This window comes from Cellulosimicrobium sp. JZ28 (assembly GCF_015327065.1).
GTDB classification, from domain to species: domain Bacteria; phylum Actinomycetota; class Actinomycetes; order Actinomycetales; family Cellulomonadaceae; genus Cellulosimicrobium; species Cellulosimicrobium funkei.
The window spans coordinates 3,368,724-3,395,208 of the sequence record NZ_CP017660.1 but is presented as its reverse complement, the minus strand read 5'-3'; the positions used below and the strand labels follow the sequence as shown (position 1 = coordinate 3,395,208).

Annotated in this window: 25 protein-coding genes, 1 pseudogene and 1 riboswitch; of the genes and pseudogenes, 12 read left to right on the top strand and 14 right to left on the bottom strand. The window is 76.1% G+C overall.

All coding sequences use genetic code 11. The annotated features are described in order from the left end of the window. Nucleotides 1-80 precede the first annotated feature (80 nt). Nucleotides 81-1,328, bottom strand: coding sequence for an MFS transporter (locus BJP59_RS15205; protein WP_168944465.1), 1,248 nt, complete (start codon nt 1,326-1,328; stop codon nt 81-83). Nucleotides 1,329-1,446: 118 nt separating this feature from the next. Here BJP59_RS15205 and BJP59_RS15200 point away from each other — a divergent pair, with 118 nt between their 5' ends. From BJP59_RS15200 to BJP59_RS15185, 4 genes are read left to right on the top strand one after another with little or no spacing between them, the layout of a single operon-like run. After that, nucleotides 1,447-2,151 carry a DUF1361 domain-containing protein gene (locus BJP59_RS15200; protein WP_194521334.1) on the top strand — a complete coding sequence of 235 codons (705 nt, stop codon included), beginning with the start codon at nt 1,447-1,449 and terminating at the stop codon, nt 2,149-2,151. Nucleotides 2,152-2,203: 52 nt separating this feature from the next. Beyond that, nucleotides 2,204-2,902 (top strand): hypothetical protein, encoded by a 699-nt coding sequence (locus BJP59_RS15195; protein ID WP_194521333.1) that lies wholly within the window; start codon nt 2,204-2,206, stop codon nt 2,900-2,902. Next, nucleotides 2,899-3,594 carry a hypothetical protein gene (locus tag BJP59_RS15190; RefSeq protein ID WP_194521332.1) on the top strand — a complete coding sequence of 232 codons (696 nt, stop codon included), beginning with the start codon at nt 2,899-2,901 and terminating at the stop codon, nt 3,592-3,594. The genes BJP59_RS15195 and BJP59_RS15190 overlap by 4 nt, the downstream gene beginning before the upstream one ends. Continuing rightward, nucleotides 3,591-4,148, top strand: a complete 558-nt coding sequence (locus BJP59_RS15185; protein WP_194521331.1) for a hypothetical protein — start codon at nt 3,591-3,593, stop codon at nt 4,146-4,148. Before BJP59_RS15190 ends, BJP59_RS15185 begins: the two co-directional genes overlap by 4 nt. Before the next feature lie 25 nt (nt 4,149-4,173). Here BJP59_RS15185 and BJP59_RS15180 read toward each other — a convergent pair whose 3' ends face one another. The 4 genes from BJP59_RS15180 to BJP59_RS15165 all read right to left on the bottom strand — a co-directional run bounded on the left by BJP59_RS15180 (nt 4,174) and on the right by BJP59_RS15165 (nt 9,333). After that, nucleotides 4,174-5,589, bottom strand: a complete 1,416-nt coding sequence (locus BJP59_RS15180; protein WP_194521330.1) for a hypothetical protein — start codon at nt 5,587-5,589, stop codon at nt 4,174-4,176. 57 nt (nt 5,590-5,646) lie between these two features. Further along, the gene (locus BJP59_RS15175; RefSeq protein ID WP_009861813.1) at nt 5,647-5,922 is read right to left on the bottom strand and encodes a DUF4235 domain-containing protein; all 276 of its coding nucleotides are present in this window, start codon (nt 5,920-5,922) and stop codon (nt 5,647-5,649) included. Between the two features lie 106 nt (nt 5,923-6,028). Continuing rightward, the gene (locus BJP59_RS15170) at nt 6,029-8,566 is read right to left on the bottom strand and encodes an ABC transporter permease (protein ID WP_336244578.1); all 2,538 of its coding nucleotides are present in this window, start codon (nt 8,564-8,566) and stop codon (nt 6,029-6,031) included. Then, nucleotides 8,563-9,333, bottom strand: coding sequence for an ABC transporter ATP-binding protein (locus tag BJP59_RS15165; protein ID WP_228485448.1), 771 nt, complete (start codon nt 9,331-9,333; stop codon nt 8,563-8,565). The genes BJP59_RS15170 and BJP59_RS15165 overlap by 4 nt, the downstream gene beginning before the upstream one ends. A gap of 309 nt (nt 9,334-9,642) precedes the next feature. Beyond that, nucleotides 9,643-9,747: riboswitch (TPP riboswitch) on the top strand. Nucleotides 9,748-9,829: 82 nt separating this feature from the next. On the opposite strand from BJP59_RS15165, the gene BJP59_RS15160 reads away from it, so the two are divergent. The 5 genes and pseudogenes from BJP59_RS15160 (at nt 9,830) to BJP59_RS15145 (ending at nt 14,212) form a co-directional block, all read left to right on the top strand. Further along, nucleotides 9,830-10,921, top strand: coding sequence for a thiamine ABC transporter substrate-binding protein (locus BJP59_RS15160; protein ID WP_194521328.1), 1,092 nt, complete (start codon nt 9,830-9,832; stop codon nt 10,919-10,921). 88 nt (nt 10,922-11,009) lie between these two features. Then, a complete protein-coding gene (locus BJP59_RS15155; protein ID WP_228485089.1) occupies nt 11,010-12,725 on the top strand; it encodes an ABC transporter permease in 1,716 nt (571 codons plus the stop codon). Then, a pseudogene (locus BJP59_RS20360) lies at nt 12,725-13,248 on the top strand (ABC transporter ATP-binding protein); the annotation flags it as partial. The gene BJP59_RS15155 and the pseudogene BJP59_RS20360, both read left to right, overlap by 1 nt. Nucleotides 13,249-13,443: 195 nt before the next feature. Then, the gene (locus BJP59_RS20350) at nt 13,444-13,824 is read left to right on the top strand and encodes a hypothetical protein (protein WP_336244636.1); all 381 of its coding nucleotides are present in this window, start codon (nt 13,444-13,446) and stop codon (nt 13,822-13,824) included. A 67-nt stretch (nt 13,825-13,891) separates the two neighbouring features. After that, entirely contained in the window at nt 13,892-14,212 is a 321-nt protein-coding gene (locus tag BJP59_RS15145) for a DUF4235 domain-containing protein (protein ID WP_061267789.1), read from the top strand. 3 nt (nt 14,213-14,215) lie between these two features. Here the strand turns inward: BJP59_RS15145 and BJP59_RS15140 are convergent, their stop codons facing one another. Both BJP59_RS15140 and BJP59_RS15135 read right to left on the bottom strand, forming a co-directional pair. Beyond that, on the bottom strand, nt 14,216-14,848 hold the full coding sequence (locus BJP59_RS15140; protein ID WP_255541895.1) for a response regulator: 633 nt from the start codon (nt 14,846-14,848) through the stop codon (nt 14,216-14,218). Nucleotides 14,849-14,937: 89 nt separating this feature from the next. Further along, nucleotides 14,938-16,206: a sensor histidine kinase gene (locus BJP59_RS15135; RefSeq protein WP_194521326.1), complete on the bottom strand. Its 1,269-nt coding sequence runs from the start codon at nt 16,204-16,206 to the stop codon at nt 14,938-14,940. A 222-nt stretch (nt 16,207-16,428) separates the two neighbouring features. On the opposite strand from BJP59_RS15135, the gene BJP59_RS15130 reads away from it, so the two are divergent. Together BJP59_RS15130 and BJP59_RS15125 are read left to right on the top strand one after the other, a co-directional pair. Continuing rightward, on the top strand, nt 16,429-16,896 hold the full coding sequence (locus BJP59_RS15130; protein ID WP_228485087.1) for a DUF6069 family protein: 468 nt from the start codon (nt 16,429-16,431) through the stop codon (nt 16,894-16,896). A gap of 175 nt (nt 16,897-17,071) precedes the next feature. After that, entirely contained in the window at nt 17,072-17,692 is a 621-nt protein-coding gene (locus tag BJP59_RS15125; RefSeq protein ID WP_194521325.1) for a dihydrofolate reductase family protein, read from the top strand. Here the strand turns inward: BJP59_RS15125 and BJP59_RS15120 are convergent. The 7 genes from BJP59_RS15120 to pgi all read right to left on the bottom strand — a co-directional run bounded on the left by BJP59_RS15120 (nt 17,650) and on the right by pgi (nt 25,684). After that, entirely contained in the window at nt 17,650-19,260 is a 1,611-nt protein-coding gene (locus BJP59_RS15120; protein WP_194521324.1) for a fused response regulator/phosphatase, read from the bottom strand. The genes BJP59_RS15125 and BJP59_RS15120 overlap by 43 nt on opposite strands. Beyond that, nucleotides 19,257-20,993, bottom strand: coding sequence for an ATP-binding protein (locus tag BJP59_RS15115; RefSeq protein WP_194521323.1), 1,737 nt, complete (start codon nt 20,991-20,993; stop codon nt 19,257-19,259). Before BJP59_RS15115 ends, BJP59_RS15120 begins: the two co-directional genes overlap by 4 nt. Further along, entirely contained in the window at nt 20,990-22,030 is a 1,041-nt protein-coding gene (locus BJP59_RS15110) for an ATP-binding SpoIIE family protein phosphatase (RefSeq protein WP_194521322.1), read from the bottom strand. Before BJP59_RS15110 ends, BJP59_RS15115 begins: the two co-directional genes overlap by 4 nt. Next, a complete protein-coding gene (locus BJP59_RS15105) occupies nt 22,027-22,449 on the bottom strand; it encodes an anti-sigma regulatory factor (RefSeq protein ID WP_194521321.1) in 423 nt (140 codons plus the stop codon). The genes BJP59_RS15110 and BJP59_RS15105 overlap by 4 nt, the downstream gene beginning before the upstream one ends. Beyond that, nucleotides 22,446-22,850, bottom strand: coding sequence for an STAS domain-containing protein (locus BJP59_RS15100; RefSeq protein ID WP_021483159.1), 405 nt, complete (start codon nt 22,848-22,850; stop codon nt 22,446-22,448). Before BJP59_RS15100 ends, BJP59_RS15105 begins: the two co-directional genes overlap by 4 nt. After that, nucleotides 22,847-23,686, bottom strand: a complete 840-nt coding sequence (locus tag BJP59_RS15095; RefSeq protein ID WP_043653447.1) for an STAS domain-containing protein — start codon at nt 23,684-23,686, stop codon at nt 22,847-22,849. The genes BJP59_RS15100 and BJP59_RS15095 overlap by 4 nt, the downstream gene beginning before the upstream one ends. A 270-nt stretch (nt 23,687-23,956) precedes the next feature. After that, nucleotides 23,957-25,684, bottom strand: coding sequence for a glucose-6-phosphate isomerase (gene pgi, locus BJP59_RS15090; RefSeq protein WP_194521320.1), 1,728 nt, complete (start codon nt 25,682-25,684; stop codon nt 23,957-23,959). Between the two features lie 210 nt (nt 25,685-25,894). Here pgi and BJP59_RS15085 point away from each other — a divergent pair, with 210 nt between their 5' ends. Further along, on the top strand, nt 25,895-26,473 hold the full coding sequence (locus tag BJP59_RS15085; RefSeq protein ID WP_194521319.1) for a dienelactone hydrolase family protein: 579 nt from the start codon (nt 25,895-25,897) through the stop codon (nt 26,471-26,473). Nucleotides 26,474-26,485 lie beyond the last annotated feature (12 nt).

The window sequence follows — 26,485 nt, the reverse complement described above, 5'->3', positions numbered from 1 at the left end:
CCACGCGCCGTCGGGCATACCACGGCTCTACCTCGCGTGACCACGGCTCTATCTCGCGAGTGCGGGCTCCCCCGGGCGGGTCAGGACGACGAAGCGGCGGCGCGGGCCTGGACGCCCCGACGGACGGGGCCGAGGGTGAACAGCAGGGTCAGCAGGGCGGTCAGGGCGAGCAGCCCGAAGCCCAGGCCGTAGGTGCCCTCGAGCTGGTAGACGGCGCCCATGAGCAGCGGCGGGATGAACCCGCCGAGTCCGCCCGCCGCGCCGACGAGGCCCGTGACCGCGCCGACCTTCTCGACCGGTGCGACCTTCGAGACGAGGGCGAACGTGGCGCCCGACGACGCACCGAGCGCGGCGGCGAGGCCGAGGAACGCGATCGTCCCGACCGGCACGAGCGACGGCTGGAACGCGACCACCGCGGCGAGCGCTGTGACGACGGCGAAGCACGCGACGGACACCGGCACGCCGCCGAACCGGTCGGACAGCGCGCCCCCGACGGGCCGCATGACGACGGCGAGCACGACGAACCCGGCGGTGCGGGCCGCGGCGTCGGACGCGGTGAGGTCGTACGCGTTGACGAGGAACGTCGGCAGGTAGACGGAGAACGCGACGAACCCGCCGAACCCGACGGCGTACAGCCAGGAGAGCTGCAGCGTGGCGGGGAGGCGGAACGTCGCCCAGGTGCGGGACCAGAACCCGCCGGCGGGGGCGGTCGCCCGGCCGGGCGGGACGCGCAGCAGCAGCCACGACACGACGGCGAACACCGCGAGGACGGCGGCGACGAGGAGGAACGGGGCGGCGTCGCCCCACGCGTCGCGGATGCGGACGGTGGTGAACGCGGAGATCGCGGTGCCGCCCATGCCCATGCCGAAGATCCCGACGGCGGTGCCGCGCCGCGCGGGCGGGTACCACGCGTTGACGAACGGCACCCCGACGGCGAACGCGGTGCCGCCGAGACCGAGGAAGAACCCGCCGACGATCAGCCAGGCGAAGCTGTCCGCGACGAGCCCGACGAACAGCACGGGCAGGATCGTCAGGGCGCTGACCAGGGGGAACATGATGCGGGCGCCGTAGCGGTCCGTGAGCGCCCCCACGGGGATGCGGCCGAGCGACCCGACGACGACCGGGACGGCCACCAGCACGGACACCTGCACGTCGGTGAGGTCGTACTGCTGCCCGTACGCCGCGCCGAGCGGGCTGATGAGCGCCCAGGCCCAGAAGTTCACCGCGAAGCCGATGGTCGCGAGGACGAGCATGAGCGTCGGGGAGGTGGACGTCGACGTCGTCGTCGCGGCGGGTCCGGCGGCCCTGCCCGCGTCCTGCTGCGCCATGGCGACTCCTGGGGGGAGGTGCCCGTCGTCGGGCACGGGGGAGGTCGTTGCGTCGAGCACCTCCACGCTAACGACGCTCCCCGCGCCGCGCGCGGGGAACCCCCCGTACCGTGGGGTCGTGCTCGACTGGCTCTTCGGGGGCGTGGCCCTGCTCAACGTGTACGCGCTCGCCCTCGTGGTGCTGCGTGCGCCGCTGTACCGCACGCGCGTGTACCGGCCGATGCTCCTCAACATCGGGCTCTCGATCGCTCCGGTGATCGTGCTCGGGCTCGTCGTCCTCGTCGACGCCGTGCTCATCGCGGGCGGCGCCCCGTCGTGGGCGGTCGTGACGTGCGCCGTCGTCGGGTTCGGCGTCTGGCTGCTGCTCCTGCCGAACGCGGGCTACCTCGTCACCGAGCTGAACTACAGCCACCGGCAGGAGGGCGAGCAGGTCCCGCTCTGGTACGACATCGTGGCCGTGCTGACGCTCGCCCTGTCCGGGGTGATGAACACGCTCGTCAACGTGTTCCTCGCGCAGGCGCTGCTCGCGATCGTGCTCTACCCGGACGACGACGCCCCGTTCCGTCGTCCCGTGTCGTGGGTCGTCGTGCTCGTCGTGCTGGCGCTCGTCTCCGTCGGGATCTACCTCGGCCGGTACGTGCGGTTCAACAGCTGGGACCTCGCCCACCCGGTCCAGTTCGTGCGCAAGCTCGTGCGCCACTTCCGGGCCCGCGGCGCCGTGCTGGACGCGCTGCTCTTCGTGCTCCTGCACACGCTGTTCTTCGCCGTCATGTACGCGATCGTCATGGGGCCGGTCACGACGCTCCTCGTGCGCGGGGCCTGACGGCCCGTGCGGTTCCGGCGACGGCCCGTGACGGCCCCGTAGGATGCGCGCCGTGACGTCGACCGCGCCGAAGACCGCCCGGGGCGTGCCGCTGCTCCGCGCCGTCGTGGGCACGTGGCCGCGCCGCGTGGCGCTCGCCGTCGTCCTGGGGGCCGTCGTCGGCACGACGGCGGCCGGCGGCCTCGCCCGGCACGACGCCGCCGACGCGGGGCCGGCCCGGGCCGCCGCGGGGGAGCCGGTCGCCACGGGGCCCTTCGACCTCACCGTGCGCTCGTGGTCCGTGACGGACGCCGTGCAGGTCTCGGCGCTCGAGGACTCCGGGGCGGACGCGTGGCTCGTCGTGGTCGTCGGCGCGCTGGACACGGACCGCGAGTCGCGGCGGCTCGACCGCACCGCGGTGAGGCTCCCCGACGAGTTGCCCGGCGGCGTGGCGCTCGCGGGCGACGCGGAGCCGGACCGCCCGGACCCCACGCTCCTCGTGCGCGACGCGTCGTCGTACCCCGTGCTCTCGCCGGGCCTCGCCGACGACGTCGCGCTCCTGTGGCCCGTGTCGGTGCCGGGGGAGCGCGGCGCGGTGAGCACGCCCGACGCGCCGCTGACCGTGACCGTCCCGACGTTCCGGTACCGCGACATGACGGTCGGCGGCGGCCGGCGGTGGGCCGAGACGGGCGCTGTCACGCTCGTGGACGTCCCGGCCGGGGCCGTCCCGCCCGAGATCGTGGACCCGCCCGAGACGGAGGACGGCTGGTGACCGAGGAAGCGACCGCCGTGGCACCGGACGGGCCCGAGGCGCCGGACGGGCCCGAGGCGCCGGACGGGCCCGTGACGCCGGGCGGTCCCGGGGCGGCGGACGGGCGCCCGCGGCGGACCGGCCGGGCCGTGACCGTCGTGCTGCTCGTCCTCGCCGTGGGGGCGGGGGCCGCGGTGTCGCGCGTCGACACGTGGTGGCCCACGCTCACGCCGACGACGTCGCGCGGCACCGTGGGCGAGGTCGTGACCGCCGGTCCGGTGCGCGTGCGGGTCGACGACGTCCGCACCGGCACGACGCTTGACGACGGATCCGGCCCGCTGACGACCGACGGCGTCTGGGTCGTCGTGGACCTCGCGGTGTCCGGGACGACGGGCGAGGCGAGCGTCGAGGTGGTCGAGCTGCGCGACGCCGCCGGGCGGGACCACGAGGCGTCGCGCCGCGTGGGCAACCAGGTCCTCAGCACGTTCGCGGACCCGGACGTCCCGAAGGCGGGGACCGTCGCCGTCGAGGTGCCCGCACGGGCGCTCGAGGGCGACCTCGTGCTGCGCGTGCTCACGGAGCACCAGGACGCGGACCTCGACCGTCCCCAGGCGATCGCCGAGGTCGACCTCGGCCGCGTCGCGCCGCCCGCCGCGGGGGACTCCCTGGAGACGGCGCGGCCCGCGCTCGTCCCGGGTGGGTGGGACGCATGAGCGCCGGCTGGTGGCGGACCAACCGCTGGTGGCTGCCCGTGCTGGTCGTGGCGCTCGGCGCCCTGGGCTGGCTGACCTGGCGGTCGGACGACGTGCAGGCCTGGTGGTCGGGCGAGCCGCGCGTCGCGCACGCGCCGGACGCCGACGGCTGGGCCCAGGTCGGTGACGTGCGGGCCCGGCTGGTGGGTGTCGAGGCGGTCGACGGGCTCGACGACGGGTACGGCGGCCGGATCGAGGTGCCCGACGGCTACACGCTCTGGGCGGCCGACGTGTCGCTGCGCTCCGACGCGCCGCCCGCCCCGGAGGGCGCGGAGGAGACCTTCTCGTCGTGCGCGGTGTTGCTCCGGGACACGGCCGGCCGGGAGTACGCGGCGGGCGCCGCGGCGCTCCCCGGCATGCCGTACCCCGAGGCGCCGGTCTGCACGGGCGCCGTCTCCAGCCGGAGCGCGCAGCACTTCCTCACCCCGGACGACGCCGAGCCCGCCGAGGTGCGTCTCGTCGAGCCGAGCCTCCTGCCCGCGTACTGGTCGCTCCCCGTCGCAGACGTCGGCTGACCGCCGCGCCCGGCCGGGTGCCGCGTCAGGGGGCTGAGGCCGCGCCGACCGCGGTGGGCGTGCTCGGCGTCCCGGTGCCGGCGCCGGTGTCCGGCTCGCCGGCCCGCCGCGCCGCCCGTCGCGTGCGCAGCGCGGACGGCAGGCCCAGGCTCGCGAGCAGCGCGTCGGCAGCGGCGGCGAGCAGGACGGTCGTGAGCACCTGCACGACGACGGTCGCGACCGTCTCGAGCGGGCCGACGAGCGCGCGCCACGCGACGATCCCCGGCTGGCCGACGACCGCCTGCGCGGCGGTGAGCACGACCTGCTCGGCGAGCGTGAGGAGCGCGAACGCGACGCAGAAGAGCAGCACCGCGCCCCAGCGGCTGCGCCACAGCATCCCGAGGGCCCCGACGAGGCCGCCGAACCGCCGGCCCGGGTCGAGCATCAGCGCCCACGCCCGCTGGGCGCCGCTCTCGCCGAGCGTCCGGTTGAACCGGTCGACGGCGCGGGCTGTCCGGCCGGTCGCGCCGCCGTCGCCCGGCACCGCGTGGGCGGGGTCGACGACGTCGATCGCCTCCACGCCGTACACGATCGTCCCGAGCGTGAGCCACGCGAGCGGCACCACGAGCCCGGTGACGACGCCCGCGACGAGGAGGGACGTCGTCGGGCCCACGGCGTCGACGAGCGGCTTGAGCGCGTCCACGCGCGCGACCACGCCGTCCCACCAGGTCGTCACCTCGACGACGACGACGCGCGTCGACCACCACTCGCGGACGCGCCCGACGAGGGCCGTGACGGTGAACGCGCCGACGACGATCCAGACGACCTCGCAGTAGCCCGCGGCGATGCGCACCGCGGCGGAGCGGGCGCTGTGCCGGGCGTCGCCGTCGCGCGCGGGGACGCCGCGGTCGAGGCGCCGCGCGAGCCGTTCCAGCAGGGTGCGGGCGAGCAGCGCGCCCGCGACGACGAGCACGACGGTGAGCCCGAAGCCCTCGGGGACGGGGCTCGCGGTCTCGATCCCCGCGCCCGCGGCGAACGCGTGGTCGAGCGCGGCGGAGTCGATGTACGCCTGCCAGTCGGACGACAGCCCGCCGTAGAACTCGTAGATGACGAGGTAGGGCACGAGGACCGAGGCGATCGAGCCGAGCAGCGCCCGGACCTCGAGCCGGTCGCGCTCGGTGCGCGGCTCCCGGCGCAGGACGTGCAGCATGACGACGATCCCGACGACCGTCGCGAGCGGCGAGAAGCACAGCACGAGCAGGCCGAGCACCCCGGACGACGGCGCGACGGCGAGCGCGGCCCGCAGCGCGAGCTCGTGCAGCACCTGCGCGAGGACGGCGACCGCGACGAGCGCGGGCCAGTGCCGGGCCAGGAGCCGGCCGGCGTCGGCGAGGACGCGCAGGCCGGCGCGCAGGATCGAGTCCTGAGGGGGCGTCGTCGGGCTCGCCGGCGGGGCGGTCACGCGCGCCAGGCTACCCGGCGGCCCGGCCTCCCTCGCGCGGACGGAGCGGGCCGAGCGTCAGGCGCGCGACGCGAGGCGGGCGACGACGCGCTTCGCCTCCTTGCCCGCGAAGCGGCGGGCGAGGACGCCGACGCCCGCGGCGACGGCGGCGAAGGTCACGGCCTGGACGACGCCGACCTCCTCGTCGTCGAGGTCCTTCGGGGCGTCGTGCCCGGTGACCTTGGCCCAGACGAACGTGACGAGCTTCTGCGCGGCCCAGCCCGCGGCGAAGGTCAGGGCGACGGTCCCGACCTTGAGGGCCAGGGTCTGCTCGTTCTCGTTCGTGTCGGCCACGAGGGGTTCCTCCGTCGGTCGGGGCGCCGGGCGGCGCCGGGCGTGCTCGCACGACCACCGTAGTGCGAAGTCGCCGCCCACGCGTCGCCCGGCGCGCGCACCCGGCTCAGTCGTGGCTCACCGCGTCCAGGACGGGCAGGCGCGCGGCGCGCACCGCGGGCCACGCCGCGGCGACGACGCCCACGACGCCCGCGAGCACGAGCATGGCGCCGAGCTGGGCCCACGGCACGGCGAGCGTCGTGAAGCCCTGGTCCGCGAGCACCGACGGGAGCGCGGCGGCGAGGCCGGTCCCCACGGCGAGCCCGACGGCCGTGCCGAACACCGCGACGAGCACGGACTCGATGACGATCGTCGTCGCGAGCTGGGCCCGCCCGAGCCCGACGGCCCGCAGCAGCCCGATCTCGCGCGTCCGCTCCGCGACGGACAGCGCGAGCGTGTTGACGATGCCCAGCACGGCGACGAGGACGGAGAGCCCCAGCAGGGCGTAGACGATCGCGAGGACCGACTCGACCTGGCCGGCGACGTCCGCGGCGAACTCGTCGGCGTCGAGCACGGACGCCACGACGTACGGCGCGACGGCGTCGGTCACCCCGGCGCGGACGGCCGCGAGGTCCGCGCCGGGCTCGGCGTCGAGGAACAGCATCTCCGTCGTCGTCGCGCCGACCGCGGCCGCCACGTCGGGCGGCAGGAGCAGGTCGACGGAGAACGCGTGCGAGTCGACCACCGCGCCGATGCGCACCTCCCGGGCCGGGAGGTCGGGCCGTGCCGGGTCGGCGAGCGTCAGGACGTCGCCCAGGGCCCAGCCGTGCTCGTCGAGCGCGTCCGCCATGACGGCGGCCTCGCCCCGTGCGTACGCGGCGAGGTCGCCCTCGGTCGCGGTCGTGCGCACGGAGCGGCCGAAGCCCTCGGCGGGGAACCCGACGACCAGCTGGGGCTCGCCGTCGACGACGACCTGCCCGTACGTCGTGACGTCGACCGCAGCGACGCCGGGCACGGCGGGGACGTCGCCCGCGACCCCGTCGGGCAGGTACGGCATCGCCGAGCGGACGACGAGGTCGGCCGCGGTCTCCTGGTCGACGATGTCCTGCACGGAGACGCGGGTGGACAGCGCGAGGACGGACGTCGTCGAGACGAGCGCCATCCCGACGACGAGCGCGCCCGCGGTGGCCGCGGTCCGCCGCGGCTGGCGCGTGACGTTGCCGCGCGCGAGACCGCCGAGCGGGCGGACCAGCGCGACGAACGGCGCGGCGAGGACGGTCAGCACCGGGCCGACCGCGAGCGGCGCGAGGAGGAGCACGCCCGCGACGACGCCGGCCGCGCCGAGACCGAGGAGGGGCGCGCCCCCGCTGCCGGCCACGGCCGCCGCGACGACGAGCCCCACGCCCGCGAGCAGCGCGAGGGTACCGGCGACGGCACGGGCCCGCCCCGTCCCGGTGGGCCGGACGACGTCGGCGCGCATCGCCTCCACCGGGCGCACGAGCGCGGCGTGCCGCGCGGGCAGGGCGGCGGCGAGCACCGACACGACGACGCCGACCACGAGCGGGACGGCGACCCCCGTGGTCGTGACGGGCAGCGAGCCGGAGAGCTCCATGCCGACGGCGCCGAGCCCGCTGCGGGCGAGCTCCGCGAGGCCGAACCCGGCCCCGACGCCGAGCAGCGCGCCCACGGCCCCGACGACCGCCGCCTGCCCCACCACGGAGCCGAACACCTGCCCGGGCGACGCGCCCACCGCGCGCAGGAGCGCGAGCTCGCGCGTGCGGCGTCGGACGTGCATCGAGAACGTGGTGGTGATGATGAACGTGCCGACGAACAGCGCGAGGGCGGCGAACACCAGGAGGAACGTCGAGACGAACCCGAGCTGGTCGGTGATCGCCTCGCTCGTCTCGGCACGCAGCTCCGCCCCCGTCAGCGCCTCGGCGCCCGCCGGGAGCGCGGTCGCGACGGCGTCGCGCAGCGCCTCCGGGGAGACGTCGTCGGCCGCGTACAGAGCGACCGACGGGACGAGGTCGTCGGGCGCGTACGTCCCGGCGGCGGTCCCGGCGTCGAGCAGGACGATCGTCGCGCCCGCCATCGGTGCGGACAGCGAGACCTCGCCGACCACGCGCACGGGCCGCACGGCGTCGCCCAGCACGACGTCGGTCGTGTCGCCCACCGCGAGGCCCGACGCCGCGAGCGTCGCCGACTCGAGCGCGACCTCGCCACCGTCGCGGGGTGCGCGGCCGTCGACCACCTGCGGGCCGGGGTCGCGGGGGTCGTAGGCGACGCCGATGCTCGGCGCCTGGCTGCCGAGGACCGCGGTCCCGTCCGCGCCCACGAGCACGGCGGGACCGCTCACCTCCGGGAGCGCGAGCGCGACGTCGTCGCGCGCGCCGAGGTCGCGCGCCAGGTCCGCCGGGACGAGGCTGCGCGCACCGCCCACCTGGGCCGACGTCGACATCAGCGCGTCCCCGGCCGACGACGCGCCGCGCACGTACGCGTCCGCCTGGACCGACGAGGCGACGATGCCGTCGAACGTGGTCGCGAGCATCGCGCGCAGCGCGAACGTGCCGGTCACGAACGCGACGCCGATCGTCACGGCGAGGACCGAGAGGACGAGCTGCGCGCCGTGCGCGCGCACGCCGCGCAGCGCGATCCGGCCCATCATCGGGCGGCCGCCGTCGTCGCTGCCGGGGCGGCGTGCGCCGGGGCCGGCGCGGCGGGCGTGAGGGAGCCCAGCGTGTCGAGGACCGCCTGGGGCGTGGGGTCGTGGAGCTCGGTCACGAGGCGGCCGTCCGCGAGGAAGAGCACCCGGTGGGCGTACGACGCCGCGGTCGGGTCGTGCGTGACCATCGCGACGGACTGGCCGAGGTCGTCCACGGACGCGCGCAGGAAGCCCAGGACCTCCGCGGCGGCGCGCGAGTCGAGGTTCCCCGTCGGCTCGTCCGCGAGCACGATCGCGGGCCGCGACACCAGCGCCCGCGCGCACGCGACCCGCTGCTGCTGCCCGCCCGACAGCTCGGCGGGCCGGTGCCCCAGCCGGGGGCGCAGGCCCACGGCGTCGACCACGCGGTCGAACCACTCCCGGTCTACGGGGCGCCGGGCGATCGCGAGCGGCAGCACGATGTTCTCCTCCGCCGTGAGCGTCGGCACGAGGTTGAACGACTGGAAGACGAACCCCAGGCGCGTGCGCCGCAGGCGCGTCAGCCGGCGCTCGCTCATCGCGGAGACGGTCTCGCCGTCGACGACGACGGTCCCAGCCGTGGGGGAGTCGAGCCCCGCGAGGCAGTGCAGGAGCGTGGACTTCCCGGACCCGGACGGGCCCATGATCGCCGTCAGCCGACCCTTCTCGACGTCCACGTCCACGCCGTCGAGCGCACGCACCGCGGCCTCGCCGCGCCCGTACGTCTTCACCAGCCCGCGCGCGGTGGCAATCGCGGGTCGTGCACCGCCCTCGGCGCCCTCAGCGGGCGCGCCCTCGCGCGGGGTGCTCCGCCGTGCCGCACCTGTCGTCGTCACGTCCTCGTCCGTCCTCTCGTCGTGCCGCTGCGCGGGAGCGTCGTGGCTCGCCGGGCGGCGTCGTCCTGTGGTGGCCGCCGGGGCTCCCGGCGGCCGTACCGAACCTCCCGCGGCGCGCGTGCCCGCGGCATCGGGGACAGGCCCCGAACCGTCCCTGGTCCGCGGTCTCCGGTGCTCAGGGTTCTCTCAGGGGACTCTCCGGGTGAGGGGCCGGTGTAGGCTCGCGGTGAACGACAGGGGAGCTCCTGGAGGAGCTGAGAGTGCGGACCACCGCAGACCCTCGAACCTGATCCGGTTAGCACCGGTGGAGGAAGTCGGGATTCTCGATCACCTGCTCGCGCGGTCCGTCGCGCCCACCCGGCGCGCGGCTCGTCGGGCCGGTGGACCCCTCCTGAACGTCCAGGGAGGACACATGCAGCACACGACCACCGTCGCCCGCCGCGGCCGGGCCCTCGCGACCGGCGTGGGCGCGACGCTCGCGCTCCTCGCCCTCGCGGCCTGCTCGGGTGGTGACGGCGCCGGGGGCGACGACGCGTCGTCGGGCAGCGGGGGCACGGTCACCCTGGTGACCCACGACTCCTTCGCGGTGAGCGACGACGTGCTCGCCGCGTTCGAGGAGGAGAGCGGGCTCACCGTCGAGCAGGTCGCGCCCGGCGACGGCGGCGCGCTGGTCAACCAGCTGATCCTCACGAAGGACTCGCCGCTCGGCGACGTCGTGTTCGGGATCGACAACACCTTCGCGTCGCGCGCGATCGACGAGGGCGTCCTCGAGCCGTACACGCCCGCGGACGTCTCGGAGTCCGCCGCGTCGTACGCGGTCGGCGACCGCGGTGAGCTCACCGCCGTCGACCTCGGGGACGTGTGCGTCAACGTGGACCACGCGTGGTTCGCGGACGCGGGGATCCCCGAGCCCGTGACGCTCGAGGACCTGGCGAAGCCGGAGTACCGGGACCTCCTCGTCGTGACCAACCCCGCGACGTCGTCGCCGGGCCTCGCGTTCCTCCTCGCGACCGTCGGGGCGTTCGGCGAGGACGGCTGGGAGGACTACTGGGCGGACCTGCGCGCCAACGGCGTGAAGGTCGTCGACGGCTGGTCCGACGCGTACTACGTCGACTTCTCCGGCTCGGAGGGCGCGGGGCCGCGCCCGCTCGTGCTGTCGTACTCGACGTCGCCCGCGTTCACGCTCACCGAGGACGGCTCCGCGTCGACCACGGGCGCGCTGCTCGACACGTGCTTCCGCCAGGTCGAGTACGCGGGCGTGCTCGCGAACGCGAAGAACCCCGAGGGCGCGCAGCAGCTCCTCGACTTCCTCGTGAGCGAGACGTTCCAGGCCGACGTCGCCGACCAGATGTACATGTACCCCGCCGACGACTCCGTCACGCTGCCCGACGGCTGGGCCGAGTTCGCGCCGCTCGCCGACGAACCCTTCGAGGTCGCGCCCGCCGACGTCTCGGCGCACCGCGACGAGTGGATCAAGGCATGGACGGCGACGGTCGTCGACTGACCCCCGGTCCCCGAGCGACCACGGCTCTCCCTCGCGGGGTAGAGCCGTGGTCGCTCGGGGTAGAGCCGTGGTCGCGCGGGGGAGAGCCGTGGTGAGGGGTCGGGAGGTCCGGCGGGGCGGCGTCGGGCGCGGGGTGCTGTGGGGTCTGGCGGCGGCGGTGCCGCTCGCGTTCCTCGGGGTGTTCTTCGCGTGGCCGGTCGTCACGCTCGTGGCGCGCGGGTTCGTCGGGGACGACGGCGGCCTCGACCTCTCGGGGTTCGCGGAGGTCTTCTCGGAGCCCCGCACGTGGCGGATCGTCGGCCTCACGCTCTGGCAGGCCGTGCTCGGCACGGCGCTGTCGCTGCTGCTCGGCGTGCCCGGCGCGTACGTGCTGTACCGGTGCCGGTTCCCCGGGCGCCGGGTCGTGCGCGCGCTCGTCACGGTGCCGTTCGTGCTCCCGACCGTCGTCGTCGGCGTCGCGTTCCGGTCGTTGCTCGTGCAGGGCGGCCCGCTCGGGTTCCTGCGGCTCGACGAGACGTTCGCCGCGATCGTCGTCGCGCTCGTGTTCTTCAACTACTCCGTCGTGGTGCGCACGGTCGGCGGCCTCTGGGAGCACCTCGACCCGCGCGCCGAGCAGGCGGCGCGCGCCCTCGGCGCGACGCCGTGGCGCGCGTTCCGCACCGTGACGCTCCCGGCGCTCACGCCCGCGATCGCGAGCGCCGCGTCGATCGTCTTCCTCTTCTGCGCGACGGCGTTCGGCGTCGTGCTCGTGCTCGGCGGCATCCGCTACGGGACGATCGAGACGGAGATCTGGATCCAGACCACGCAGTTCCTCGACCTGCGCACCGCGGCGGTGCTGTCGGTCGTGCAGCTCGTGGTCGTCGCGGCGGCGCTCACGGTCGCGAATCGCACGCGGGCCCGGCGCGAGCGCGCCCTCAACCTGTCGTCGTCGGCGTCGTCCGCCCACCCGCTGCGCCTGTGGCGCGACGGCCGCCCGACGGGCGACCTCGCGCCCGCGGCGCTCACCGCGGCCGTGGTGGTCGTGCTCGTCGGGCTGCCGCTCGGCACGCTCGTCGTGCGCTCGTTCCGCGTCCCGGGCGGCGGCTGGGGCCTCGACAACTACGCGAACCTCGGCACCACGGGCGGGCGCAACGCGCTGTCCGTCACCGTGTGGGAGGCGGCGGGCAACTCGCTGCGCACCGCCGCGCTCGCGACCGTGCTCGCCGTCGTGATCGGGGGCCTCGTGGCGCTCGTCGTGTCCCGGCGCCCGCGCTCGCGCGGCGGGCGGCGCGCGATCTCGGTGCTCGACTCGGTGTTCATGCTCCCGCTCGGGGTCTCCGCGGTGACCGTCGGCTTCGGCTTCCTCGTCACGCTCGACCGGCCGCTCGGCCTCGACGTCGACCTGCGCACGTCGGGGCTGCTGGTGCCGATCGCGCAGGCGGTCGTCGCGACGCCGCTCGTCGTGCGCACGGTCCTGCCGACGCTGCGCGCCATCGACCCGCGCCTGCGCGAGGCCGCCGCGACCCTCGGCGCCGCGCCCGGGCGCGTGTTCCGCACGGTCGACGGCCCGATCGCCGCGCGCTCGCTCGGCCTCGCCGTCGGGTTCGCGTTCGCCGTCTCGCTCGGGGAGTTCGGCGCGACGTCGTTCCTCGCCCGCCCGGACAGCGCGACCCTGCCGGTCGTGATCTTCCGGCTCATCGGGCGCCCGGGCGCCGAGAACTACGGCATGGCGCTCGCGGCGAGCGTCGTGCTCGCGCTGCTCACCGCGACCGTGATGCTGCTCGCCGAGCGGTTGCGCGGCGACCGACCCGGAGGAGAGTTCTGATGGTGCAGACCGACCCCGCCCCCGCGCGCGCGGGCGCGCCGGAGCCGTCGCGCCCCGGCCCCGGCACCGGGGAGGCCGCCGGGCTCGCGGTGCGCGACGTCGTCGTGCGGTACGGCGGGCGCGGCGACGGGGGAGCGCGCACCGACCCCGGCACGACGGCGGTCGCGGGCGTCACGCTCGACGTCGCGCCCGGCGAGGTGCTCGCCCTGCTCGGGCCGAGCGGCTGCGGCAAGTCGAGCCTGCTGCGCGCCGTCGCGGGGCTCGAGCCGGTCGCCGCGGGCTCCGTGGCGTGGGACGGCCGCGACCTCACGGGCGTCCCCGTGCACCGCCGCGGGTTCGGGCTCATGTTCCAGGAGGGCCAGCTCTTCCCGCACCGCGACGTCGCGGGCAACGTCGCCTACGGGATCGCGGGGCTGCCGCGCGCCGAGCGCGACGCGCGCGTGGCCGAGCTGCTCGACGTCGTCGGGCTCGCCGGGTACGAGCGGCGCGCGGTCGCGACGCTCAGCGGGGGGAGCGCCAGCGCGTCGCGCTCGCGCGGTCGCTCGCGCCGCGCCCCCGCCTGCTCCTGCTCGACGAGCCCCTCTCCGCGCTCGACCGGGGGCTGCGCGAGCGCCTCGCGCTCGACCTGCGCGAGGCCCTGCGCGCCACCGGCACGACGGCCGTCTTCGTCACCCACGACCACGACGAGGCGTTCACCGTCGCCGACCGCGTCGCCGTCATGGACGCGGGCCGGCTCCTCCAGGTCGCGCCGCCCGAGGACCTCTGGCGCGCGCCCGGGTCGCGCCGCGTCGCGGAGTTCCTCGGCTACCAGGCGTTCGTCCCGCACGGGCCGGGGAACCTGCTCGCGGTCGGTCCGCGCGGCCTGCGGCTCGCGGGCGAGGGCGTGCCGTCGTCGGACGACGCGTGGGACGCGACCGTCGTCGGGAGCGTGTTCCGCCGCGGCGCGGTCGAGGTGACCGTCGACGTCGACCTGCCCGGCGCCGACGGCGGTGCGCCCGCCCGGCTGGTGGCGCTCGCGGGCGCCCCGTCGGTCGTCGAGCCGGGCGACCGGGTGCGGGTCGTCGTCGACCCGGCGGGGTGCGCCGTCGTGCCGGCCTGACGTCCGCGGCGGGCCGCCCGTGGCCGTGCGACGAGCGAGAGCGCCGCAGCCGACCTAGCGTCGGGGGATGGACGACGTGACGACCGGTGACCACCCCCCGGAGAAGAACGGCAGCAAGTCCGCGAAGATCCTGTACCGCCCCGTCGGCATCGTCAGCTCCGTCGTGGGCGGGCTCGTCGCCGGGCAGGTGTTCAAGCAGATCTACAAGCGGGTCTCGCCCGGCCACCGCAAGGACGCCCCGACACCCCTGCAGTCGGAGTACCCGCTCAAGGAGATCGTGCTCGCGGCACTCCTGCAGGGTGCGGTCTACGCGGTGGTGAAGGCGCTCATCGACCGCGGCGGGGCGCGCGCGTTCGAGCGCTGGACGGGGGAGTGGCCCGGCGACTGACGGTCAGTCGAGGCCCGCGGCGTGGACGAGCAGCGCGACCTGGGTGCGGTTCTCCAGCCCGAGCTTGAGCAGCACGCTCGACACGTGGGCCTTGACCGTCGGGACGCTGAGGAACAGGCGCGCGGCGATGTCCGCGTTCGTCGCGCCGCGGCCGAGCTCGACCGCGACGTCCCGCTCGCGCCCGGTGAGCGCGTCGAGCGCGGCCCGGGCCCGCTCGCGCTGGCCGCCCGCGTCGGCGACCGACGTCATGAGACGCCGCGCGATCTCCGGTGACAGCACGGGCTCGCCCGTCGCGGCCGCGCGCACGGCGGCGACGATCCGCTGGGGCGGCATGTCCTTGAGCAGGTAGCCGGACGCCCCGGCGTGCAGAGCGCCGACGACCTCCTCGTCCGTGTCGAACGTCGTGAGCACGACGACGGCCGGCGCGTCCGGTCGCGCCCGCACGCGCCGCGTGGCCTCGATCCCGTCGACGCGCGGCATGCGCAGGTCCATGAGCACGACGTCGGTCGGGTGGGCGTCGAGCACGGCCGTCACCTCCACGCCGTCGGCGGCCTCGCCGACGACCTCGATGCCGTGCGCGCCGTCGAGCATGAGGCGCAGCCCGGCGCGGACCAGCGCGTCGTCGTCGACGATCACCAGGCGGGTGCGCGCGGTGCCCGGGACGACCGCTCCGGCGTCGTGGTGGTCGCTCCCGCGCGGGGCGCCCGCGCCCCCACCCTGCTCCGTCACGCGTCCCACGGTAGCCGGACGTCGAGCACGAACCCCGCGTCCCGCGCCCCGGCGTCGAGGGTCCCGCCGAGCAGGTCGACGCGCTCCCGCAGCCCGACCAGCCCGGTACCGGTGCCGCCGCCCGCGCGGTCGCCGACGCCGCCCCCTCCCGGGCCGATACCGCCGCCACCTCCCGCGCCGACGGGGACGCGGCGCGGGCCGCCGTCGGACACCGTGACCCGGACCTCGCCCGCCCGGGCGACGACGCGGAGCGTCACCGGGCCGCCCGGCGCGTGCCGCCGGGCGTTCGTCAGCCCCTCCTGCGCGACGCGGAAGGCCGCGACCGCGACCGTCGGCGGGACGTCGGCGGACCCCGTCCGCTCGTAGGTCACGTCGCCGCCCGCGTCGCGCGCCTCCACGACGAGCCGCTCGACGTCGTCGAGCGTCGGCTGCGGCGACAGCGCGTCGGCCCCGCCGAGCCCGGGCTCGGCGCGCAGCACTCGTACGACGTCGCGCAGGTCGTCGAGCGCCGAGCTCACCCCGGCGCGCACCAGTCCCGCGGCGCGGGCGAGCCGCTCCGGGTCGGCGTCCGGCCGGTACTCGAGCGCGCCCGCCGTGGCGGCGAGGAGCGAGAGCCGGTGCGCGAGGGTGTCGTGCATCTCGCGCGCGATCCGGGTGCGCTCCGCGACGCGCGCCTCGGCCACGCGGCGCTCCTGCTCGCGCTCGGCGCGCCGCGCGCGGTCCCGCAGCGACCACAGCAGCTGGTCGCGCGCCTGCGCGTACTGGCCCCAGCCGAGCAGGGCGGCGTGCACGGCGAGGTCGCACAGGAGCCACCAGCCGAGCGGCAGCGCCTGCGGCCGCCACAGCGCCTGCACGGCGTGGCCGAGGAAGCCGGCGACCGCGACCGGGAGCGCGGTGCGCAGCGGGTACCAGCGCGCGACCTGCAGGGTCGCGACGGTCGAGGCCGGGGTCGCGGCACCCGAGTACGCCGCGAGCGAGGCGAGGACCAGCGCGCCGACCACCGGGGCGTTGCACGGGGTCCGCGACCACAGCAGGGGCAGCACCGCGAGGGCGAGGACCGCGACGGAGACGTCGAGCCACGGGCCCGCGCCGGCGTCGTCCTGCGCGACGACCCCGGCGGTCGCGAGCGCCGTGAGCACCGCGACGGCGAGCCAGGCGAGCGCGACCACCCACTCGGGGACGAGGACGTGCGTGCCGTCGCGGCGCGCGGCGGCCGTCGCGAGGACGGGGCGCCCGGCGAGGGGAGGGCAGTCGGTGGTGGTCATGCTCCGGACGCTAGGCGGCCGGTGCGCGGCCGACCACCGACCAAGGTCGGGGGTCGCCGTCCGGCAGGAGGGTCGAGGCCCGACGCCGGTCGGCCCGGCCCCCGCCGTCCGGCCGACGCGAGGCGGGCGCTCGGGCCACGACCGTGGGAGACGTCGGCACCCGCCGACCGCGGCCCCGGCCGCACGAGACGCGGCTCCGCCGCGCGACGAAGGAGGAACGTCATGTCCACGACACGGAGCACGTCGAGCAGCGCCTCGGACGCCACCTCGCGCGGCGCCTCGCACGTCCCAGGCCATCCCCGCGCGTCCGTGCCGGACGGGCGGACGGCGCGGCGCGTGCCGCGCTGGGCCGTCCCGCCCGTCGCGGCGGTGGTCGCCGCCGTCGTGCTGGTCGTCGGGACGGCGCTCGGCGTCGACCCCGCGGTGCGCACCGCGACCGGGACGCAGACGGTCGGCGTCGCGGCGGCGGTCGCCGTGACGCTCGTCGTCGGGTACGCCGGGTGGGGCGTGCGCGCGCTGCTCGGCCGCCTGCGCTCGGGCGGCCGACGGCCCTGGCTCGTGACGTGCGGCGTCGTGCTGCTCGTCTCCCTGCTCGGCCCGCTCGGAGCGGTGACGCCCGGTGCGGTGGCCCTGCTCGTCGTCGAGCACCTGACGGTCGGCGCGACCCTGACCCTGGCCCTCCGCCGCTGAACCCCGCCCCCACCCCCACCTCCGCCGAACACGGGGTCGGCGACCGTTATCCGCCGGATCTGGTCGCTGACCCCGTGTTCGACCGGGGATTGGTGGCGTGTTCGGCCGGGGACGATGAGATTCCGCTGCGGCTACGGTCTGTTTCTCGTCGATCCTCCCGACCGGAAGGCCCACCATGACCGCGACGCTCGTGTCCACCCTGTTCCTCTCGCTCGACGGCGTCGCCGAGATCGACCCGGCGTGGCACTTCCCCTACTTCGACGACCACATGGCCGCGGCGGTGGACGAGGACTACCGGGACGTCGACGCGCTCCTCCTCGGGCGCGTCACGTACGACAGCTTCGCCGGCGCGTGGCCCGAGCGGGAGACCGCCGGGGAGGAGGACGCGGAGTTCGCCGCGCGGCTCGGGAACCTGCGCAAGATCGTCGCGACGCGCGGCGACCAGGACCTCGGGTGGCGGCACGTCGAGCGGGTGAACGGCGACCTCGTCGACGCGGTCCGCGCCCTCAAGGAGGAGCCGGGCGTCGGCAAGGTGCTCGTCGCCGGGTCGATCTCGGTAGTCCGCCAGCTCCTCGCGGCCGGGCTGCTCGACGAGCTGCACCTGCTCGTCCACCCCGTCGCGGCGCGCACCGGCGAGCGGCTGTTCGACGAGGGCGAGCCCGTCTACCCGCTGACGCTCCTACGCTCGGAGACGTTCCCCACGGGCGTCGTGCGGCTCGTCTACGCCCCGGGCGAGATCCCCGGGGACGTCGGCTACGACGACGTCAAGGACAAGGTGCCGTCCGGCGACGCGTGACGCGCGACGGCGACCACCGCGACGTCGTCCTCGCGGCCCGGGTCGTCGAACGCCGCGACGACGCGCTCGCACAGGAGCGCCGGGCTCGCGCCGGCGCTCCGCCCGGCGACCTCGGCCAGCCGGTCCAGCGCGTCCACGAGGGACGCCCCGCGGCGCTCGACGAGACCGTCGGTCACGAGCACGAGGAGGTCGCCGGGGGCGAGCACGTCGTGGTGCGCGGGGCGGGACCGCGGGCTGGGTACGCCCAGCAGGCGCGAGCCCGCCTTGGCCCGGTCCACCGTGCCGTCGGCGCGCACGAGGAGCGCGGGCAGGTGGCCGGCGTCCGTCAGCTCGAGGGCGCCGGTCCGGGGGTCGAGCACGCACACGCACACGGTCGCGAACTCGGGGTGGTCCTCGCGCAGCGCCGCGTTGAGCAGGTCCAGGGCGGACGCCGCGTCGTGGCCCTCGCGCAGGTAGGCGCGCAGCGTGACCCGCACCTCCGCCATCACGGTCGCCGCGCGCAGCGAGTGCCCCTGGACGTCGCCGATGACGACGGCCACGCGCCCGTCCGGCAGGTCGAACGCGTCGTAGAAGTCGCCGCCGACGTCCAGCCGGTCGTCCGACGCCTCGTAGCGCGCGACGACCTCGACGCCGCCGCTCACCTGCAGCCCCGACGGCAGGAGCGCGCGCTGGAGCGCGAGGGCGATCCGGTGCTCCTCGGTGAACGTGCGCAGGTTCGACAGCGCGACCGTCGCGGCCTCCGTGAAGCGCGCGGCGGCCTCCTGCTCCTCGTCGGACAGCGGCTCGTCGCCGACCTCGATGCCCAGGCCGCCGACGAGCGCCCCCGACGCGTCGACGAGCCAGTGCGTGAACCACGCCGACGGTCCGACGCCCGCCTCCTCGAAGAGCGGCCGCCAGGGGAGGGGGACCTCGTCCGGGCCGAACACGGCGGTCGACGCCCCGGTCGGCGGGAGGACCGCCGTCGGGCCGCGACCGCGCACGAGCGCGGCGCCCTCCGCGGCGCAGACGGAGCGCAGCACGACCCCGGCGTCCGCGACGACCATCGAGATCACGGCGCGACCGAGGACGGCGCACGCGCCCCGGGCGGCGTGGTCGGCGACGGCCTCGGGGGAGCGCGCCTCGTGCAGGGGGACGAGCGCGTCGGTGAGCGCCTCCAGGCGGCGGGCGGTGCGCCCGGCGCCACGCTGGGCGTCGACGCGTCGGCACAGCGCGCTGATCGTCGCGAGGAACTCGTCGCGGTCGAGCGGCTCCGGCAGGTAGGCGTCCGCGCCGCCCTCCAGCCCGGCGGTGCGCGCGGCGGCGTCGACGTCGGTCGCGGAGACGTGCAGGACGGGGAGGTGCGCGGTCGCGGGGTCGCTCTTGAGGATCCGGCACACCTCGCGGCCCGAGAGGTCCGGCAGGTTCACGTCGAGCACGACGGCGTCGACCGGGGTCGTGGCGTGCGCGAGCGCGTCACGGCCGGTCCCGGCCTCGACGACGCCGAACCCGGCCCGCCGCAGCCAGCTCGCCATGACGTACCGGTGCGCGGGCGTGTCGTCGACGACGAGCACGGTGCGGTCGGCGTTCATCGGCTGCGCACCTCGCGTCCCAGGGCCGCCACGAGGCGGTCGCGGTCGATCTCCGACTTCGCGAGGAACGGCACGTCGCCGATGCCGGACGGCGGCGGCGCGCTCGACATGAGCACGGCCGCCGTGCCCGGGTGCACGTCGCGGATCCGCGACCGCAGCGCGAGGCCGTCGGTGCCGGGCAGGCACACGTCGAGGAGCGCGACGTCGGCCGGGCCGTCGTGCAGGAGGGCGAGCGCGTGCGTGGCGTCGTGCGCGACGCTGACGCGCGCGGCGGCGTCGCGGAGCATCGAGGCGACGACCGACGCGTAGGCCCGGTCGTCGTCGACGACGAGCACGTGCCCGAGCGGGGTGTCGCGGACGGGGGCCTCCTCGGGCTCCGGGCGCGCGGCGGGGGCGTCCTCGGGCGCCGCGGGGAGGGACGGGAGGCGCAGCGTGAACACGCTCCCGGCGCCCGGGCGCGACGTCGCGACGAGCGTGCCGCCCAGCGCCTCCGACGTGCGGCGCGCGTACGGCAGGCCGAGGCCCGTGCCGCGGACGGTCGGCTGGAGGCGGTTGGGCACCTGGACGAACTCCTCGAACACGGCCTCCAGCTGGTCGGCCGGGATCCCGAGACCCGTGTCGCGCACGTCGAACCGCACGACGTCGCCGTCGGCCGCCGCCCGCAGCACGACCTCGCCCTCGTCCGTGAACTTCACCGCGTTCGTCAGCAGGTTCCGCAGCACGCGGGACAGCAGCCGACGGTCGGTGACGAGCGTGAGGCCCGGCTCGGCCGCGACCCGCAGGAAGACGCCGGACCGCACGAGCGGCAGGGTCGTGCCGCGCAGCTCGTCGAGCAGCGCCCCGAGGTCGACGGGCGTGGGCTCGACGTCGTCGTGGCCCGCCTCGGCGCGCGCCAGGTCGAGCAGCTCGTCGACGAGCGTGAGCAGCGTCGTCGCGCTCTCGCGCAGGAACCCGACCTGCTGCGTCTGGTCGGCGTCGAGGTGGGAGTCCGTGAGGAGCGAGGTGAGGCCGATGATCGAGTTCACGGGCGAGCGCAGCTCGTGGCTGACGTTCCGCAGGAAGCGGGTCTTCGCCTCGTTGGCGGCGGCGAGCTCGCGCCCGCGCTCGTCGAGCTCGGCGTACAGCGCGACGACGCCGGTGTTGGTCTCCTCGAGCTCCGCCGAGAGCTGGTCGTACATCGCGAGGACGCCGCGGTTCGTCTCCTCCAGCTCCTCGTTGAAGCGCCGGAGCTCGTCCTGCTGTCGTGTCAGCTCGTCGAGCGTCCGCACGAGCTCGGCGTTCTGCACGCGCACCTCGTCGCTCGCGTCGGCGACGTGCGCGGCGGCGGTGGACCGGCGCACGCCCGCGAGCGTCGCCTCGTCCGTGCGCGCGGTGGCGGGCAGGGCCTTGGTGAGCAGCACGCGCGTGCCCGTCGGGTCGACCTGGAGGCCGGGGACGAGCCGTCGGGCGGCCGGGACGCCGCCGTCGCTCGAGTCGCCCTCGACGAGGAACGGCGTCCCCGCGACGATCTCGGCGCGCAGCGTGGCCTGCGGCAGCCCGGGCAGGACGCCCACGACGACGTCGGCCGTGCCGGAACCGACCGCGGACCGCCCGATCTCGGACAGCGCCGTCGCGACGCGCACCTGGTCCTGCGTGTCGAGGCCGAGCAGGCGACAGATCTCCCGCCCGGCCCGGCGCAGCGCGAGCACGTCGGAGTCCGAGCGCAGCTGGGTGATGAGGAGGGTGGTGCTCACGCGGCCTCCCGGGCGATCGGCAGCACCGCCACGCACGAGTCGTCGCGGCGCACGGCGTGGTCGCGCAGCAGGACGCCCGCGACGACGAGGGGGGAGCGGGCGGCGAGGCCCGGGTAGTCGGCGAGCGACCACCGGGCCGTCAGGCCGTCGCTGTGCAGCACGACGACGTCGCCCGGCTCGACGGCGTACGTCGTCTCGCGCAGCGGCCGGCCGCGCGTCCCTGCGATGCCGGGGTGGCTGACGAGCCCGCGCGAGCGCGCCCCGTGGACGGTCCCGGCGATGTTGCCCAGGCCCGCGCAGCGCAGCACGCCGCCCGACGCCTGGACGACCGAGACGGCCGCGCCCCGCGTGCCGCCGAGGGCGCCGTGCACGCGCTCGAGGAGCGCGACCGCGCTCCCGGGCGGCGCGTCGAGGAAGGCCCGCACCGCGGCGCCGGAGGCCGCCGCGGCGAGCGGCCCGTGGCCGAGCCCGTCGGCGACGAGCAGGCTGGGCACGCCGTCGTCGTGGCGCACCGCGAGGGCGTCGCCGCACACGTCCTGCCCGGTCATGGGGCGGGTCACGCCCGTGGGTGCTGCCAGGTCGGTGGTCGCGCCGTGCGCGACGAACGTCGCCGCGATGACCGTCCCCTGCCCGGGCGACGTCCATGCGTCCCACGCCGACGCGAGGCGGGGGAGGGTGCCGAGCCCGATGCCGAGCGTGCCGCGGCTCGAGACGCCGTCGCGCATCGCCGCGGTGATGTCCCGCATGCCCGGCCCGGCGTCGACGGCGAGCACGTCGAGCGCGGCCTCGGCGCCGGTGCGCCGCACGCGGACGAGCACCGAGCCGCCCCCGGCGTGGCGGCACTGGTTGGTCGCGAGCTCGGAGACGACGAGGCCGACCTCGGCCGCGCGCTCGTCGTCGAGGCCGAGGTTGCGCGCGGCGACGCTCGCGCCGCGGCGCACGCTGCCGACCGCGGACGGGTGGTCCACGGTGTACCAGGTCCCGTCCTCGACGAGCGTGCGGCGGTCGTCCGGGCGGCCCGGCTCCGCCGAGGTCATCGGGACCAGGTCGCGATCTCGACGCGCGTGCCCACGCCCGGCGCGGTGTCGATCGCGAAGTGCTGGACGAGGCGTCGCGACCCCGAGAGCCCCAGCCCGAGCCCGCCGCCGCTGGTCCAGCCGTCGGTGAGCGCGAGGTCGAGGTCGGGGATGCCCGGCCCCTCGTCCGAGAAGACGGCGCGGACGCCCGTCCGCGCACCCTCCGTGACGAGCTGCACCTCGGCCTCGCCGCCGCCCCCGTACACGAGGGTGTTGCGCGCGAGCTCGCTCGCCGCGGTCACGAGCTTCGTCTGGTCGACGAGCGAGAGGCGCGCCTGCTGCGCGAGCGCCCGGACGAGCTGGCGCACCTTGACGACGTCGGAGTCCGTGCGCACGGGCACGCGCTCCGCGGTCGCCGGCGGCGGGGTGGTGGTGGTCATCTCTCCTCGCGCTCGGCGGCGGCCAGGAGCACGTCCTCGGCGGACCGCTCCTCGGGGGCGAGGAGCGCGAGGCCGCGCTCGACGTCCAGCGCGGTGCGGACGTCGCCGAGCGACAGGCCGAGCTCGACCATGGTGATGGCGACGGCCGGGCGCATGCCCACGACGACCGTCGTCGCGTCGAGCACGTGCGAGATCCCGGCGACCGACGCGAGCATGCGGCCGATGAACGAGTCGACGATCTCCAGCCCGGAGATGTCGATGATCACGCCGCGCGCACCGGTGTCGGTGATCCGCTGGGCGAGGTCCTCCTGGAGCTGCAGCGCCGTGTCGTCCTGGAGGTCGATCTGGATCGAGACGAGGAGCGTCGAGCCGATCTTGAGGATGGGGACGCCGTCGGTCATGCGGGGAGCCCGGCCTGCCGGGTGTCGCGGCTCGCGCGCAGCGCGTCGACGAGGGCGTCGGCGAGGGTCGCGCGCGTGCGGATGTCGCCGAACTCGATGCCGAGCGCGACGATCGTCTGCGCGATCTGCGGGCGGATGCCGCTGATCGTGCACTCGGCGCCCATGAGGCGCGCCGCGACGACCGTCTTGAGCAGGTGCTGCGCGACCTGGGTGTCCACCGCGGGCACGCCCGTGATGTCGATGATCGCGTGCTCGCTGCCCGTGTCGACGAGCGTGTTGAGCAGCTTCTCCATGACGACCTGGGTGCGCGCGGAGTCGAGCGTCCCCACGAGCGGCACCGCGACGATGCCCTCCCAGAGCTTGACCACGGGCGTGGAGAGCTCGAGCAGCTGCTCGGCCTGCTCGGCGATGATCGCCTCGCGCGCGGCCGCGAACGTCTCGAACGTGAAGAGCCCGAGCTGGTCGACGAGCCGCAGCAGCGGGGTGACGTCCGTGTCGGCACCGGTCGCGGAGTCGAGCCGGTACAGGCCCTCCTTGAGCGCGAACACGCCGATCGCGGTCTCGCGCGGCGTGAAGCCGAGGCGCGCGCGTGCGGACGACACGTCCGCGAGGATGCCCCGGAGCTGGTCGAACGCCGGCTCGGCGAGCGAGACGCCGCCGGCGCGCAGGCCCTCGAGGAGCGCGTCGAGGATCTCGCCCTGCTCCCGCTCGAGCTCGCCTCGCGACGTGCGGCCGTGGAGCTCGTTCGCCGCAGCCTCCAGCCACGCGCTGCGCACGGCGTCGGCGTGCTCGATCAGGGTCCGAGCAAGAGTCTCGGGGGTGGCGGCGTCGGCCATCGGGGTTCCTTCCACGGTGAGAGCGACGCCGAACGGGCTCGCGGCGGTCGCGCGCCCGCAAGTGTACGCAGGGCGCGGGCGCTCGCAGCGCGGCTGTGGACGGGCGGTCGCGCGCACGACGCCACGACCTCGCGACACGTTCCCGCCGTGAGGCGGACGACACACCGCGGGACGCCGCCCGCGGAGCTGCTTGGCCCCGCCTCGCCGCGCACGACCGGCCCCCGCGAGCCGCCCGAGCACGGTCGTCCCCGTGCTCGGGCGGGGCGCGGGCTAGCCGCGCAGGTCGAGGTAGCGGTCGATGAGGGCCGCGGTGCTCGGGTCCTGCGCCGCGAGGGCGTCCTCGTCGCCCGCGACGGCCGGCGCGATCTCGAGCGCGAGCTTCTTGCCGAGCTCGACGCCCCACTGGTCGAAGCTGTCGATGCCCCACACGACGCCCTGCACGAACGTGATGTGCTCGTAGAGCGCGATGAGCTGGCCCAGGACCGACGGCGTGAGCGCGGGAGCGAGGATCGACGTCGTCGGGCGGTTGCCCGGGAACGTGCGGGCGCTCACGAGGTGCTCCGCGGTGCCCTCGGCCCGGACCTCGTCCGCCGTCTTGCCGAACGCGAGCGCCTTGGTCTGGGCGAAGAAGTTCGCGAGGAACAGGCCGTGCACGTCGGCGCCCGGCTGGACCGCGCCGCCGTCGCCCACCGCGTCGACGAGCGGGTGCGCGGGGTTCGCGACCGCGATGAAGTCGGCCGGGATGAGGCGGGTGCCCTGGTGGATGAGCTGGTAGAACGCGTGCTGGCCGTTCGTGCCCGGCTCGCCCCAGAAGATCTCGCCGGTCTCCGTCGTCACGGGGGAGCCGTCCCAGCGCACGCGCTTGCCGTTGGACTCCATGGTGAGCTGCTGGAGGTAGGCCGGGAAGCGGTGCAGGTACTGCGCGTACGGGAGCACGGCGTGCGTGTGCGCGTCGAGGAAGTTCACGTACCAGACGTTGAGCAGCCCCATGAGGACGGGGACGTTGCGCTCGAACGGCGTGCGGCGCACGTGCTCGTCGATCGCGTGGAAGCCCGCGAGCAGCTCGGCGAACCGGTCCGGGCCGATCGCGATCGCGAGCGACGTGCCGATCGCGGAGTCGACGGAGTAGCGCCCGCCGACCCAGTCCCAGAACCCGAACGCGTTCGCCGGGTCGATCCCGAACGCCGCGACCTTGTCGAGCGCGGTCGAGACCGCGACGAAGTGCTGCGCCACGGCGGCCTGCCGGGACTCGTCCGTGTCCTCGATCGCACCGACCGCCGCGAGCTCCGTCCACAGCCAGTCCCGCGCGAGGCGCGCGTTGGTCAGGGTCTCGAGCGTGCCGAACGTCTTCGACGCGACGATGAACAGCGTGGTGCGCGGGTCGAGGCCCGCCGTCTTCTCCGCGACGTCCGTCGGGTCGATGTTCGAGACGAACCGGACCTCGATGTCCTGGTGCTTGTACGGCAGCAACGCCTCGTACGCCATGACCGGTCCGAGGTCGGAGCCGCCGATGCCGATGTTCACGACCGTGCGCACGCGCTCGCCGGTCACGCCCGTCCACTCGCCCGAGCGGACCTTGTCCGCGAACGCGTAGACCTTCGCGAGCTCGGCGTGCACGTCCGCGTCGACGTCCTGCCCGTCGACGACGAGGTGCTCGTCGTCGCCCAGGGGGGTCGGGCGGCGCAGGGCGGTGTGCAGGACGGCGCGGTCCTCCGTGACGTTGATGTGCTCGCCCGTGAACATCGCCTCGAGGCGGTCGTCGAGGTGGACCTCCTCGGCGAGGCGCACGAGCAGCTCCAGCGTCTCGTCGGTGACGAGGTTCTTCGACAGGTCGACCGTGAGGTCGGCCGCCTGGTGCGTGAGGCGGCGCGCGCGGTCCGGGTCGGCCGCGAACCAGGTGCGCAGGTCCGGCTCCACGGTGTCGCGGTGCACGGTGAGCGCGGTCCAGGACGGCGTGGAGGTGGGGTCGATCGGGGGCGGCACGGGCTGCGAGGTCATGACCACCAAACTACTGACCGACGTCGGCCCTCGCCCACCCCGACCGTCCCGCGGTCCATGGTCCGGCGGCCTGACGAACGGCCGTCGCAGGTCCCTGGACCCCGGGCGCGTGGGGGCGGGCCGCGCGACGATGGGGGTCGTGCGCCGTCGGGCGCGCACCGGGCGGCGACGCCGTCGCACGGCCCACGAGCGACGATCGGAGGAGGGACCATGGCGGAGGTCGTGCTGTTCCACCACGTGCAGGGACTGACCGAGGGCGTGCGGACGCTCGCGGAGACGCTGCGCGGCGCGGGGAACGTGGTGCACACGCCGGACCTCTTCGAGGGGCGCACGTTCGCGACCCTCGACGAGGGCATGGCCCACGTGCAGGAGCTCGGTTTCGGGACCGTGCTGGAGCGCGCCCGGGGGGCCGTGGACGGCTACGACCTCGGCGTCGTGTACGCCGGGGTCTCCCTCGGCGTCCTCCCGGCCCAGATGCTCGCCCAGACGCAGCCGGGCGCCAAGGGCGCGGTGCTCCTCGAGGCGTGCGTGCCCGTCTCCGAGTTCGGCGACGCCTGGCCCGACGCCGTGCCCGTCCAGGTGCACGGCATGGAGGCGGACCCGTCGTTCGCGGGCGAGGGCGACCTCGACGCGGCGCGCGAGCTCGTGGAGTCCACGCCCGACGCCGAGCTGTTCGTCTACCCCGGCGACCGCCACCTCTTCACGGACCCGAGCCTGCCGTCGTACGAGCCGGAGGCCGCCGCGCTCGTCACCGAGCGGGTGATCCGCTTCCTCGACGGCATCCGCTGAGCGGTCGGGCCG

What these genes read in the sequence shown, in the direction of transcription:
- BJP59_RS15095 (WP_043653447.1), bottom strand. Translation starts at nt 23,686, where the DNA reads ATGGCCGACGCCGCCACCCCCGAGACTCTTGCTCGGACCCTGATCGAG.
- BJP59_RS15085 (WP_194521319.1), top strand. Translation starts at nt 25,895, where the DNA reads ATGGCGGAGGTCGTGCTGTTCCACCACGTGCAGGGACTGACCGAGGGC.
- BJP59_RS15105 (WP_194521321.1), bottom strand. Translation starts at nt 22,449, where the DNA reads ATGACCACCACCACCCCGCCGCCGGCGACCGCGGAGCGCGTGCCCGTG.
- BJP59_RS15100 (WP_021483159.1), bottom strand. Translation starts at nt 22,850, where the DNA reads ATGACCGACGGCGTCCCCATCCTCAAGATCGGCTCGACGCTCCTCGTC.
- BJP59_RS20350 (WP_336244636.1), top strand. Translation starts at nt 13,444, where the DNA reads ATGGACGCGGGCCGGCTCCTCCAGGTCGCGCCGCCCGAGGACCTCTGG.
- BJP59_RS15120 (WP_194521324.1), bottom strand. Translation starts at nt 19,260, where the DNA reads ATGAACGCCGACCGCACCGTGCTCGTCGTCGACGACACGCCCGCGCAC.
- BJP59_RS15135 (WP_194521326.1), bottom strand. Translation starts at nt 16,206, where the DNA reads ATGACCACCACCGACTGCCCTCCCCTCGCCGGGCGCCCCGTCCTCGCG.
- BJP59_RS15185 (WP_194521331.1), top strand. Translation starts at nt 3,591, where the DNA reads ATGAGCGCCGGCTGGTGGCGGACCAACCGCTGGTGGCTGCCCGTGCTG.
- BJP59_RS15125 (WP_194521325.1), top strand. Translation starts at nt 17,072, where the DNA reads ATGACCGCGACGCTCGTGTCCACCCTGTTCCTCTCGCTCGACGGCGTC.
- BJP59_RS15145 (WP_061267789.1), top strand. Translation starts at nt 13,892, where the DNA reads ATGGACGACGTGACGACCGGTGACCACCCCCCGGAGAAGAACGGCAGC.
- BJP59_RS15110 (WP_194521322.1), bottom strand. Translation starts at nt 22,030, where the DNA reads ATGACCTCGGCGGAGCCGGGCCGCCCGGACGACCGCCGCACGCTCGTC.
- BJP59_RS15160 (WP_194521328.1), top strand. Translation starts at nt 9,830, where the DNA reads ATGCAGCACACGACCACCGTCGCCCGCCGCGGCCGGGCCCTCGCGACC.
- pgi (WP_194521320.1), bottom strand. Translation starts at nt 25,684, where the DNA reads ATGACCTCGCAGCCCGTGCCGCCCCCGATCGACCCCACCTCCACGCCG.
- BJP59_RS15170 (WP_336244578.1), bottom strand. Translation starts at nt 8,566, where the DNA reads ATGATGGGCCGGATCGCGCTGCGCGGCGTGCGCGCGCACGGCGCGCAG.
- BJP59_RS15205 (WP_168944465.1), bottom strand. Translation starts at nt 1,328, where the DNA reads ATGGCGCAGCAGGACGCGGGCAGGGCCGCCGGACCCGCCGCGACGACG.
- BJP59_RS15130 (WP_228485087.1), top strand. Translation starts at nt 16,429, where the DNA reads ATGTCCACGACACGGAGCACGTCGAGCAGCGCCTCGGACGCCACCTCG.